The following is an 11,850-nucleotide window of genomic DNA, read 5'->3' as shown; positions in this document are numbered from 1 at the left end:
GGTGTGACACCCCATACGATGGCTTGTCTGCCTCCTCAGATCGGATGCGTCGTCCCTGGAGCGATGTGGTGATCGATGACTGTGGTGAACCGCTTGTCCCGCTCAAGCCTTTCTTTCTGTGCCTTGAGCCCCATCCCTATGCCCGTGTGGGCGCTCCGTACGGGGAGAATGCCGATCCCTATCGGCTGCGTTCAGGTGTTCTGAAGCGTCTTGTTGCGGCGCAATCCCTTCTCTGCGCTTGCAGAGACCCTGAGGTCGGTGAACTGCAGCTCGCGATCTTCGATGCCTGGAGACCGATCCGTGTGCAGGCTTTCATGGTGAACCACTCCATCAGGGAGCAGTGCCGTTCGCTCGGTTTTGAACCATCAGATCCGCTGATGCAGGCGGCTCTTGAGCAGGTCAGGAAAGATGTGGCGCGATTCTGGGCTCCACCGAGTCCTGATCCCTGCACCCCACCGCCTCACAGCACCGGCGCTGCTGTTGATCTCACTTTCGCGGACAGCTTCGGAGCAGTGCTGGAGATGGGAGGTGACATCGATGCAATCGGGGATCAGTCCATTCCTGATCACCATGCCGAAGAGGCTGAGTCGAATCCCGACAGCGAAGCTGCCCTCTGGCACGGGCGTCGATGTCTGCTCAACGAGGTGATGACCAAGGCTGGTTTTGCCAGACATCCGAATGAATGGTGGCATTTCAGCCACGGCGACCAGCTCTGGGCATGGAAAGGCCAGAGAGATGGGGCGATCTACGCCTCCGTTCCCAGGAGTTGTTGAACCAACTCGTCACCGAGTCGGTTGACATGAGCTCCGAAACTGCGCCGGACACCGCACTGTTTCCAGTTGATCAGAAGAGGCTCGAGCGTTGATTCCAGTTGATCAAGGGGCATTTTCTGCAGGAAAGGCCTGGCGAGTACCTGAAGGTTCGGGGTTCCGCCCAGCCAGAGCTGGTACTGATTCAGGCCACTGCCCACCAGCGCCAGTTCAGCCATGTAGGGCCGCGCGCATCCATTCGGACATCCAGTCATGCGCACCAGCACCGACTGATTGATTCCCAGCTTCTGCAGCAACGCATCCAGACGGTCGAGAACGTCGGGGAGAATTCTTTCGGCCTCGGTGATCGCCAGCCCGCATGTCGGCAGCGCGGGGCAGGCAATTGCGTGGCGTGCCAGGGGTGCTGGTTCTCCGGGAAGTTCAAATCCAAGTTCGGCGAGTTCACCCTTGATCGAAGTCTTCTGGGCGGTCCCGATGTTGCAGAGCAGCAGATCCTGATTGGCCGTCAGCCGCACCTCAAGCTGGTAGGTCTGCACAATTCTGCGCAGCCCCTTCTTGATTGCACCCTCCAGTCGACCGCACATCATCGGAAGTCCGACAAACCACAGCCCTTTCTTCTGACGGTGCCATCCCAGATAGTCCTGGAGCTTGGCGACCGGTTCCTGGCGGATGCCCTTCAGTTCACCTCTGAAGTAGTTCTTGCGCAGTGTTGATCTGAACCAGGAGATCCCCCGCTGATGCAGCAGGTATTTCATGCGGGCGTGCTTGCGGACTTCCCGGTCGCCATGGTCCCGTTGCAGGGCCATGATCGCCTGCAGCAGATCAAAGATCTCCTCAGCCTTGACGTAGCCGAGCACATCGGCCGTTCTTGCGAAGGTGTCCTCCTGGTTATGGGTTCGCCCCATCCCGCCGCCGACGTAGACATTGCAGCCTTTCAGGGCTCCTGAGGCATCCGCGAAGGCCACAAGACCGATGTCCTGGGTCAGCAGATCAACGGAATTGTCACCAGGCACGGTGACCGCAACCTTGAATTTGCGAGGCAGGTAGGTGTCGCCATAGAGCGGTTCTGCTCCGCTGCCGGAAAAGACACCACCCTTCTGCTGGCGGGTGCGCGCCTTTCGCACCGTTGTGGCTGGCTGGAAGCGATAGCTGTGGTCGCCGTCAATCCACATGTCGAGGTAGGACCCCTCAGCGGCTTCAGGGCTGAGCAGATCAGCGATCTGATCAGCTAGTGCCCTCGCTGCTGGGTAGGCACCCTTTTCAAACGGTGCCGGGGGTGCCATCACGTTGCGGTTGATATCACCGCAGGCGGCCAGGGTTGAGCCCAGGTTGGTGATGATTGTTCCGATCACGGTCTTCAGATCACCTTTCGGCACCCCGTGCATCTGAAAGGCCTGACGAGTCGTGGCCCGCAGCGTGCCGTCGCCATAGCGATCAGAAAGGTCATCGAGTGCTGCGAACAGATCAGCCGGCACCCGACCGCCAGGATTGCGCAGTCGCAGCATCATCTGCCAGCAGCGCACCTTGTCCGTTTTGCGCAGTTCGCGGTGGTTCTGCTGATAGCTGCCGTGAAACTTCAGCAGCTGAACGGCATCCTCACTGAAACGAATGTCGTCGTTCAGCAGTTCGGACTGCAGCGGTTCGCGCAGGTGACCGCTGTAAAGCTTTCTTTTCTCAGCTTTCGACAGGGCCGTGTCAATGGACTCCGTGCGCGCTGCAGGCCCATCCAGCACAGGAGACACGATGGCCTCAGGCGCATTGGAGGTCGCTGTCAGTCCGTCGCTCACGCGTGCATCGTTGTTGCATTTGAAACTAGCGAAGCGGCGTCTCATAAAGTCGCCACCTGTATTGGCACGTTGAGTGGCAAACACGTTTCTGCTCGAGATCGGCACCGAGGAATTACCGGCCGATTTCGTGCGCTCAGCGCTTCAGCAGCTGGAGCGGCGTGTCCGCACGGATCTGAAGGAGCTGCGTCTCGACCACGGACACCTCTCCGTGACTGGAACACCACGTCGTTTGCTTGTTCAGATCAGCGATCTCATCGATTCACAGCCTGATCTGGAGGAGGATCGCAAGGGCCCCCCGGTGTCCCAGGCGCTGGTTGAAGGCCAGCCAGGTCCTGCCGCCATCGGTTTCGCGAAGCGTTGCGGTGTGGATCCTGCGCAGCTCGAAAGCCGTGACACACCCAAGGGTCCCTGTCTGTTTGCTCGGGTCTGCACCCCGGGTCAGCGGAGCTCCGTACTGTTGCAGGACTTCATCCCCCAGTGGATCGACTGTCTTCAGGGCCGTCGATTCATGCGCTGGGGAAGTGGAGAGCAGCGTTTCAGTCGGCCTGTGCGTTGGCTTGTCGCGTTGCTGGGTGAGGACCTGATCCCTGTGACGCTCCATTCCTCCGACCCCATCGTGCGCAGTGGTCGTCAGAGTCGCGGCCATCGTCTTCACGACTCGCTCGCTCAGTTGAACTCTGCGGATGAACTTCCGGGACTTCTGGCAGAGGCAGGTGTGATGGTGGATCGCGATCAGCGTTCCGAACTCATCCGCCGTTCCATTGCTGCTGAGGCAGTTGCCTGCGGAGGCGAGGCCGACTGTCCCGACAGTCTGTTTCAGGAGCTTGTGGACCTGGTGGAGGCCCCTCTTGTGCTGAAGGGCGAAATCGCAGATCGATATCTGGATCTGCCGCCGGAAGTGATTGTCACGGTGATGCAGTCGCATCAGCGGTATGTGCCGCTCAGGCAACCAAAGGCCACTGCCGATCCTCTCCAGCTCGAGGCCCGCAATGTGTTGCGTTCGGATTTCCTGCTCGTGGGCAATGGATTGCAGGATGCTTCCGAAACAATTGTCAGCGGGAATCAGCGTGTGCTCAGCGCCCGCCTGGCGGATGCGGAGTTTTTCCTCAATGTTGACCGGCGTCAGCCCAGTGAGCAGCGACGCGAGGAGCTCGATCGCGTCACCTTCGCCGAAGGTCTCGGCAGCCTCCTCGATCGCACCGAGAGGATCAGCTGGATGCTGGATCAGCTTGTTCAGCTGCTTCGGTCCAGCGACTCGCTGGCGGAGCACGCTCGCCGTGCGGCGCGTCTCTGCAAAAACGACCTTGTCAGTCAGATGGTGGGTGAATTCCCTGAGCTCCAGGGTCTGATGGGCGGCAAATATCTGCTCGAGGAGGGTGAGCACCGTGATGTTGCCTTGGCAGTGGCTGAGCACTATCAACCCGCTGGTGCGGGAGACGCGCCCCCCTGCAGCGATGCCGGTGCCCTGCTTGCACTGGCCGAGCGCCTTGAGCTTCTGCTCAGTATTTTCTCCAAGGGTCAGCGACCGACGGGCTCTTCCGACCCCTACGCGCTTCGCCGAGCCGGCAACGGGATCGTTCAGATCCTCTGGGACAGGGGCTGGCGTCTGCCACTGCAGACTCTGCTGAGCCGGGCTTCATCACACTGGTCAGGTTTATTTCCCGCATTTCAGTTCGACCCCGCGTCCCTCGCGGAGGATCTGGGCCAGCTGTTGTGCCAGAGGATGGTGTCTCAGTTCGAAGAGGACGGCTTTCCAGCCGACCTTGTGCAGGCCGTGAGCGGAGCGAGTGTCAGCAGTTCACGTCTGCTGGAGGATCCGGTTGATGCGCGTGTGAGGCTTCTGCTGCTTCGGGATCTGCGGACAGGCGGTCGCCTTCAGGCCGTTCAGGCTGTGGTTCAACGAGCCTCAAAACTTGCTGAGAAAGGCAACCTCGATACCACTCAGCTGGATGCGGAGCCAGTGATCGACGCTTCGTTGTTCGATTCCCCCAGTGAAACTGATCTGCTCAAGCAGTTACAGACCCTCAGCCCGCTTGCGCAGGCCTGTGATTATGAAGGTCTGGCTTCAGAACTTCAGGGTGCAGCCCGAGCCCTTGAAGCCTTCTTCGACGGTGAGAACAGTGTGATGGTGATGACTGACAACGATGCCGTCAGGCGCAACCGTCTGAATCTGCTGGGCGTATTGCGCAATCAGGCTTCGGTTTTGGCGCGTTTTGAGAACATCCAGGCGTGAACGATGGATTGAGCTCAGCAGCTGATGGAGTCAGCTGCTGGTGACTTTTGAGCGCTCTTCACTGCTTGAAGTGGAGTCTTCGCCGGACTGCGATTTGATCGCCTGGGCCGCTTCCTCAGCCAGGAAGTCACCATCGGAGCGTCCTACAGCTGATGGCACGGACCCGTAGTTGGATGGAGCAAGGGCCTGACCTCGCAACAGGCTTCCAACAGTTCGAAGGGTGAGTTTGACCTGTTGCCAGGGATTCATCATCACCACTCGCTTGTACAGATAGCTGTCAAAGGTGAGTTTCTGCACATCACGGTCATCGCACATCTCCACGAAGGCTTCCCTGGCGGCATCGTTCCGGTAGAAAATCCTCTGGAGAATGTCGAGCACCGCATACGTGGCGCCGTACTTCCGGTCCCAGCGCTTCAGGTAGGTCGACTTGATCTGCTTCTCAGTGGGAATTCGGCTTCCATTCGCTGAGATCTCCACGATGGCTTCCGCACACATCCGCCCACTCTTGGCAGCGAAGTAAATCCCCTCGCCGGAGCTCTTGGTGACATAGCCCGCGGCATCGCCCACCAGTGCCATACGACCCACGACGCGTCTTGGACGGGGGTGTTCGGGGATGGGATGGGCTTCGACCTTGATGACCTCCCCTTTGAACAAACGTTTGCGCGCACGTTCACGGATTCCTTTCTGCAGGCCTTTGATCAGCGACTGGTTCTGCTGCATCGTTCCTGTACCCACAGCCACGTGGTCGAACTTGGGGAAGACCCATGCATAGAAGTCAGGGGAGACATCGGTGCCGACATACATCTCGGCGAGATCCTCGTAGTAGGTCATCTCCTCAGCAGGAAGCTTGATGCGTTCCTGGAAAGCGATGGCCACGTTGTAATCGCCGGCATCCATGGCCTTGGCAACGCGGGAATTGGCACCGTCCGCGCCAATGATCAGATCCACTTCAAGGGTTTTCATCTCTCCTGTGGGACCACCGTCACTGAAGTCGGCGTAATGCAGGGTGTAGGGCCCCTGTCGATTGGTACCGGTGTCAATCCTCTGTACGAGCGCGTTCACGAGTGTCGCTCCGAGATCGGCGGAGCGGTTGCGCAGAAAGGCGTCGAAAACCTCGCGTCGACACATGCCGATGTAGGCATCGTTGTCGTAGCCAAGCGGATCAAGCCTGATGTCCACCTCCTTGTTGGAGGGGGAAATCATCTTCATATTGCGGACTTTTCGATCAATGATCGATTCGGGCAGCTCGAATTCCTCAACCATGCAGAGGGGGATGGCGCCTCCGCATGGCTTGGCGTTGTCGAGTTTGCGTTCGAACAACCATGTGCTGATGCCGGCTTTTGCTAGCACTTCGGCCGCGCATGATCCGCTCGGACCTCCTCCGATGACGGCAACTCTCAGCATCTCAGCACACTCCGCTGGACTCTAAATCGAAGCTACACCGCGAACTGTTCTTTCGCTGCCAGCACTGGCGCACCCCCTTACGATCGAAACAACTTTGAAGTGTTCTTTTGTCCCGGGCTGTCGTCACCCGCAGCAGGAAGCGTGACAGCAGCCGCGATGACATCCCCATCGCACGCCGCAGACGTTCTTCCCAACCCAGGCGGGGGAGTGGGTTGGGGCTTCTGCTCAGCTGCGGAGCTCTGTTCTCTCTGTCTCTCGCGGCAGTTCTGTTCGTTCCGGAACTTCTTCCTGATCGGACCAGAATCCAGGTGATTGAGGGCATTGACGAACAGCCTGGTCAGGATGGCCGCCTCCTGGGCCATTTCCCCTACCCGGAGGCCCTTGTGGATCAACTGGTGCCGGTGGAGGCTGGCATTGAATTGCATCGAGATGCAGCACTGTCCCTCGATGCGATGCGTCGGGCGGCCGCAGCTGATGGGGTTGACCTGAGATTGCTGAGCGGTTATCGCTCTCAGGAGCTGCAGAAAAGTATTTTTTTCGACGTCAAATCCGAGCGCAATCAAACAGCTGCGGAGCGCGCCAAGGTGTCGGCTCCTCCTGGTTATTCCGAACACAGCACCGGCTATGCGGTCGATCTCGGAGATGGGGCCGATCCGGCAACGAATCTGTCCGCTGCGTTTGAGCGAACCGCCGCTTTCAGCTGGCTTCAGGATCATGCCGCCAGCTATCACTTCACCCTCTCCTTTCCTGCTGTGAATTCGCAGGGTGTCAGTTACGAGCCGTGGCACTGGCGTTTTGAAGGGTCAGCGGATGCCTTGCGCAGGTTCGAGCCTGCACGCCGACTCGCCAATGGCGGCTGATCGACTTCAATGTCTCTGACTGCAACGCCGCTGATCGCTCTGTTGATCAGGCCAGGTGATTTGCACCGCTGAGCGGATTCTGATCCGCTTCTTTCTTGAGCCAGACCGTCCACATCGACCCGAAACGATCTCACGTTGAGATATGGTGCGTCGTCTGCGCCTGCGGGCGTCCAGAGACATTCCGCCCCCTACTGACCCTATGAGCGCCCAGCAAAAGGCGATTCGCAACATCGCGATCATCGCCCACGTTGACCATGGAAAAACGACCCTGGTCGACTCACTGCTGGCCCAGTCAGGCATTTTCCGTGACAACGAGGCAGTTCCCACCTGCGTCATGGATTCCAACGACCTGGAACGTGAGCGCGGAATCACCATTCTTTCCAAAAACACGGCTGTCACTTACAACGACACCCGCATCAATATTGTTGACACCCCTGGTCACGCTGATTTCGGCGGTGAGGTTGAGCGGGTGCTCGGCATGGTGGACGGTTGCCTTCTGATCGTTGATGCCAATGAAGGTCCCATGCCTCAGACCCGTTTTGTGCTGAAAAAAGCGCTGGAGCAGGGTCTGCGTCCCATCGTGTTCGTCAACAAGATCGACCGTGCTCGGGTTGATCCTGAGACGGCTGTCGACAAGGTGCTGGATCTGTTTCTGGAGCTGGGCGCCGACGATGACCAATGTGATTTCCCCTATCTGTTCGGAAGTGGCCTCGGAGGTTTCGCCAAGCCAGACATGAAAACCGAGAGCGACACCATGCGTCCGCTCTTCGATGCGATCCTCCGCCATGTTCCGCCCCCGGTCGGGGATGCCACCAAGCCTCTGCAGCTTCAGATCACCACCCTCGATTATTCCGATTTCCTTGGACGGATCATCATCGGCCGTGTGCACAACGGTGTGATCAAGCAGGGGCAGAATGCCGTTCTGATCAAGGATGACGGCAACCTCAAGAAGGGCCGGATCAGCAAACTGCTCGGTTTTGAAGGTCTGCAGCGCGTTGAAATCGCTGAAGCGAGTGCCGGTGATCTGGTGGCCGTGGCCGGTTTCGACGAGGTCAACATCGGCGAAACGATCGCCTGTCCGGATGAACCCAAGGCACTGCCTTTGATCAAGGTTGATGAGCCGACCCTGCAGATGACCTTCGTGGTCAACGACTCACCCTTCGCCGGAAAGGAAGGCAAGTTCGTGACCAGCCGTCAGGTGCGCGACCGTCTCCAGCGAGAACTACTCACCAACGTGGCCCTGCGGGTTGAAGACACGGATTCTCCCGATCGTTTTGCAGTGAGTGGTCGCGGTGAACTTCACCTAGGCATCCTCATTGAAACCATGCGTCGCGAAGGGTACGAATTCCAGGTGTCTCAGCCTCAGGTGATTTTCAGGACCATCGATGGCACACCCTGCGAGCCTGTCGAGACTTTGGTGATGGACGTGCCCGAAGCCGCTGTTGGCAGCTGTATCGAAAAGCTGGGAACCCGCAAGGCTGAAATGCAGAACATGGAAACCAGTTCCGATGGCCGCACCCAACTGGAATTCGTGGTGCCCTCCCGTGGCCTGATCGGTTTCCGCGGTGAATTCATCCGCGCCACCCGCGGTGAAGGAATCATGAGCCATTCCTTCTTTGAATATCGGCCGATGACGGGTGAATTCGATACCCGCCGCAACGGCGTGCTGATCGCATTCGAAGAGGGCACCGCCACCTTCTACGCCCTCAAGAACGCCGAAGATCGCGGTCAGTTCTTCATCGCTCCTGGAACCAAGGTCTACAAGGGCATGATCATCGGCGAGAACAATCGCCCTCAGGATCTCGAGATCAATGTCTGCAAGTCGAAGCAGCTCACCAACATGCGATCCGCTGGTGCTGAGGAGCTCGACACCCTCCAGGCTCCCGTGCAGATGACCCTGGAGCGCGCGCTCGAATACATCGGCCCAGGCGAAATGCTTGAAGTGACTCCTGAGTCGATTCGCTTGCGCAAACTGCCTGCGAAGAAGATGGCCAAACGTTGAGCGCGGTCGACGATCCCCGTTTCCCCGAGGCTCTTGAACTGTTCAATTCCGGAGCCTGGTACGAAGCACATGATGCTTTCGAAGAGATCTGGCATGAGCAGATCGATCCCGAGCGAAAGCTGATTCAGGCGTTCGTTCAGATCGCTGTGGCTCATGTTCACCTTGAACGCGGCAACACCAACGGTGCAACCATCCTTCTTGGTGAGGGTATAGGGCGACTTCGCCCTTCTCTGCCCAGTGCTCTGGGGCTTGATCTCACAGCGTTGCACACGGCTGTGGCCGACCGTCTGGATGCCCTCCAGTCCGGCTCTGACCCGGAGGTCCTACCGCCACCGCGGCTGCTTGCTGCTGAGTGATTCGTGGGACCATGGCTCATCCCTTTCACCGCACCACGACCGATCGTGTTTCCATCGTTTCAGCGATCGAAGATCCTGCTTCGCAGTTCCGTGATCTGGTGTGCAGGGCTTGCTCTAGCCCTTATCTCACCATCTCTGGCACAGGAGGTCGTTGCACCCCTTGAGACTCCAACCACCGACGACGGCCTGATCACCATTGAATCCGACAGCCAGACGGCTGACAACGTCACGGGTGTGGTCACCGCGATCGGCAATGTCCGCATCGTCTATCCCACCCGCGGAATGGTCGCCACGTCACGTCAGGCCCAGTACTTCAGCCGCGAAGGTCGCCTGGTGCTCAGCGGCGATGTCGATGTTGTTCAGGAGGATGGCAACACACTGAGGGCCGAGCGTGTGACCTACGACCTTGAGGACGAACGGGCTGTGGCTCTTCCGCAGAGTGGAGGGCAGGTTCGGGCAACCATGATCCTTCGCCCAGATCAGCCTGCGCAGACACCACTGACACCATGAGTCTCAGTCTCAATCGGGTTTCTCTCGCCCTGGGAGGTCGCCCTCTGGTCAAAGACCTCACGCTGACGCTCGAACCGGGCGAAGTGATCGGCCTGCTGGGCCCGAACGGAGCCGGTAAAACAACAAGTTTCAATCTCGTGATCGGTCTGCTCAAGCCTGATCAGGGAGAGGTCCTGATGGATGGACATCCAGTCGCCAGCCTCTCGATGCCTCAGAGGGCAAGGCTCGGGATCGGCTATCTGCCTCAGGAACCGAGTGTTTTCAGGCAGTTGACTGTGAGGGAGAACCTGGAACTTGTGCTGTCCCAGACCGGTCTGGCCAAAGCCCAGGCACGAGAACGCCTGCATCAACTGATTGACGATTTCCATCTGCAGCCGTTTCTGAATCGCAAAGGATTTCAGCTTTCCGGAGGTGAACGTCGCCGTTGCGAGGTGGCCCGCGCGTTGGCGGTTGGCCTTGAGGGACCGCGATACCTGCTGCTGGACGAGCCGTTCGCCGGTGTGGATCCACTTGCTGTCGCCGACCTGCAGCAACTGATTCAGGCACTGCGTCAACGGGGAATGGGAATTCTGATCACCGATCACAATGTGAGGGAAACACTGGCCATCACCGACAGGGCCTACATCCTCACGGATGGCAGTGTTTTGGCTTCCGGACTCTCGGATCAGGTGGCGTCGGATCCACTGGTGCGCCTTCACTACCTCGGAGAGGGTTTCCAGCTGTGATCGCGAATGCAACGCAACGGATTCATGCGCTCATGCGCAGGATTCCGCTTCTTGATCGCTGGCTTCTCAGTGAGCTGATCGGCCCCCTTGTGTTTGCGGTCGCCCTGTTCACGGTGCTTTCACTGTCGGTTGGGGTTCTGTTCGAACTGGTTCGTCAGATCGTTGAATCCAATCTCCCTGTGCTGATCGCCGTTCAGGTGCTGTTGCAACGACTGCCCAGCTTTCTGGTGCTTTCCTTCCCGATGGCCACCCTGCTTGCCACATTGCTTGCTTACGGCCGTCTCTCCACCAACAGTGAACTCACGGCACTGCGCAGCGTAGGAGTGACAGCCACTCGCATGATCATTCCCGCACTGGTGCTGGCTTTGTTGATGTCAGGTCTCACGTTTCTGTTCAACGACGTGCTTGTACCGCGCAGCAATCGTTCCGCTGAGGTGACCTTGCGAAGGGCTCTCGGCAAGGCGATCGCAACCGAGAAAGGTGACAACATCATCTATCCCCGTTTTGGACGGGTCGAGGAGCCTGATGGCTCATCCAGCAAGGGTCTGCTCCAGCTTTTCTACGCGAGCCGGTTTCAGAACGGAACGATGACCCGAGTCACTTTGCTCGATTTCTCAAGGGTCGGTTTCACCCAGATGTTGCTCGCTGAAAGAGGTCAGTGGAATGAGCAGGAAGCGAAGTGGGAATTTTTCAACGGTCAGATCCTGACGCTGACGCCGTCTGGGAGCACAACGTCGGCTGATTTCGACCGTTACATGTACCCATTCTCCACGGCACCGATCAGGATTGCCAAGCTGCCGAAGGATGCCAACAACATGACAGTGGCTGAAGCTCTGCAGGCTGAGCAGCTGCTTGAGAACGCCGGTGATGTCAAGGGAGCGAGAAAACTGCAGGTTCGGATTCAGGAGAAATTCACGCTGCCAATGGCGTGTCTTGTCTTCGGCCTGATCGGAGCGAGTCTGGGTGCCAAACCGAACAACCGAACCAGTCGCAGCCAGGGATTTGGAATCAGTGTCGTGATGATCCTTGTGTATTACCTGCTTGGTTTCAGTTTCAGTTCACTGGGCGTGAAGGGCACCCTTCCACCTCTGCTGGCTGCATGGAGTCCTGTGCTGATCTCCCTTGCTGGTGGTGGTTTTCTGCTCAGGCAGGCCAGTCGATGAGTCAGAACGCCACAATTAACGTCAGTGAGTCTTCTTCCTG

General features: G+C 58.5%; 10 protein-coding genes. 8 read left to right on the top strand and 2 right to left on the bottom strand.

Going from position 1 to position 11,850, the window contains the following annotated elements:
* The first annotated feature begins 44 nt into the window (after positions 1–44).
* The gene (locus SIB73_RS04910) at positions 45–773 is read left to right on the top strand and encodes a M15 family metallopeptidase (RefSeq protein ID WP_413406411.1); all 729 of its coding nucleotides are present in this window, start codon (positions 45–47) and stop codon (positions 771–773) included.
* Here the strand turns inward: SIB73_RS04910 and SIB73_RS04905 are convergent.
* Complete coding sequence (locus tag SIB73_RS04905) at positions 746–2,503, bottom strand: NADPH-dependent assimilatory sulfite reductase hemoprotein subunit (protein WP_413406413.1); 1,758 nt, start codon at positions 2,501–2,503, stop codon at positions 746–748. The genes SIB73_RS04910 and SIB73_RS04905 overlap by 28 nt on opposite strands.
* 127 nt (positions 2,504–2,630) lie before the next feature.
* Here SIB73_RS04905 and glyS point away from each other — a divergent pair, with 127 nt between their 5' ends.
* Positions 2,631–4,790: a glycine--tRNA ligase subunit beta gene (gene glyS / locus SIB73_RS04900; RefSeq protein WP_413402460.1), complete on the top strand. Its 2,160-nt coding sequence runs from the start codon at positions 2,631–2,633 to the stop codon at positions 4,788–4,790.
* A gap of 30 nt (positions 4,791–4,820) precedes the next feature.
* On the opposite strand, the gene chlP is transcribed toward glyS, so the two are convergent.
* Complete coding sequence (gene chlP, locus SIB73_RS04895) at positions 4,821–6,194, bottom strand: geranylgeranyl reductase (RefSeq protein WP_413402462.1); 1,374 nt, start codon at positions 6,192–6,194, stop codon at positions 4,821–4,823.
* A gap of 107 nt (positions 6,195–6,301) precedes the next feature.
* Between chlP and SIB73_RS04890 the strand changes: the two genes are divergently transcribed.
* From SIB73_RS04890 to SIB73_RS04865, 6 genes are all read left to right on the top strand, one after another.
* Positions 6,302–7,054: a M15 family metallopeptidase gene (locus SIB73_RS04890; RefSeq protein ID WP_413402463.1), complete on the top strand. Its 753-nt coding sequence runs from the start codon at positions 6,302–6,304 to the stop codon at positions 7,052–7,054.
* A 199-nt stretch (positions 7,055–7,253) separates the two neighbouring features.
* Positions 7,254–9,056: a translational GTPase TypA gene (typA, locus tag SIB73_RS04885; protein ID WP_413402465.1), complete on the top strand. Its 1,803-nt coding sequence runs from the start codon at positions 7,254–7,256 to the stop codon at positions 9,054–9,056.
* Positions 9,053–9,412: a DUF309 domain-containing protein gene (locus SIB73_RS04880; RefSeq protein ID WP_413402467.1), complete on the top strand. Its 360-nt coding sequence runs from the start codon at positions 9,053–9,055 to the stop codon at positions 9,410–9,412. Before typA ends, SIB73_RS04880 begins: the two co-directional genes overlap by 4 nt.
* 123 nt (positions 9,413–9,535) lie before the next feature.
* The gene (locus SIB73_RS04875) at positions 9,536–9,922 is read left to right on the top strand and encodes an LptA/OstA family protein (RefSeq protein ID WP_413406415.1); all 387 of its coding nucleotides are present in this window, start codon (positions 9,536–9,538) and stop codon (positions 9,920–9,922) included.
* Complete coding sequence (gene lptB / locus SIB73_RS04870; RefSeq protein ID WP_413402469.1) at positions 9,919–10,647, top strand: LPS export ABC transporter ATP-binding protein; 729 nt, start codon at positions 9,919–9,921, stop codon at positions 10,645–10,647. The genes SIB73_RS04875 and lptB overlap by 4 nt, the downstream gene beginning before the upstream one ends.
* A 32-nt stretch (positions 10,648–10,679) precedes the next feature.
* Complete coding sequence (locus SIB73_RS04865; RefSeq protein ID WP_413402471.1) at positions 10,680–11,810, top strand: LptF/LptG family permease; 1,131 nt, start codon at positions 10,680–10,682, stop codon at positions 11,808–11,810.
* The last annotated feature ends 40 nt before the right edge of the window (positions 11,811–11,850 follow it).

This window comes from Synechococcus sp. MIT S9509 (assembly GCF_047303035.1).
Classification (GTDB): domain Bacteria; phylum Cyanobacteriota; class Cyanobacteriia; order PCC-6307; family Cyanobiaceae; genus Synechococcus_C.
This window is presented reverse-complemented; position numbering and strand designations above follow the sequence as displayed.

Bases quoted from the DNA above. Each gene is read 5' to 3' on its own strand.
- SIB73_RS04910 (WP_413406411.1), top strand. From the start codon at position 45: ATGCGTCGTCCCTGGAGCGATGTGGTGATCGATGACTGTGGTGAACCG.
- chlP (WP_413402462.1), bottom strand. From the start codon at position 6,194: ATGCTGAGAGTTGCCGTCATCGGAGGAGGTCCGAGCGGATCATGCGCG.
- typA (WP_413402465.1), top strand. From the start codon at position 7,254: ATGAGCGCCCAGCAAAAGGCGATTCGCAACATCGCGATCATCGCCCAC.
- lptB (WP_413402469.1), top strand. From the start codon at position 9,919: ATGAGTCTCAGTCTCAATCGGGTTTCTCTCGCCCTGGGAGGTCGCCCT.
- SIB73_RS04865 (WP_413402471.1), top strand. From the start codon at position 10,680: ATGCGCAGGATTCCGCTTCTTGATCGCTGGCTTCTCAGTGAGCTGATC.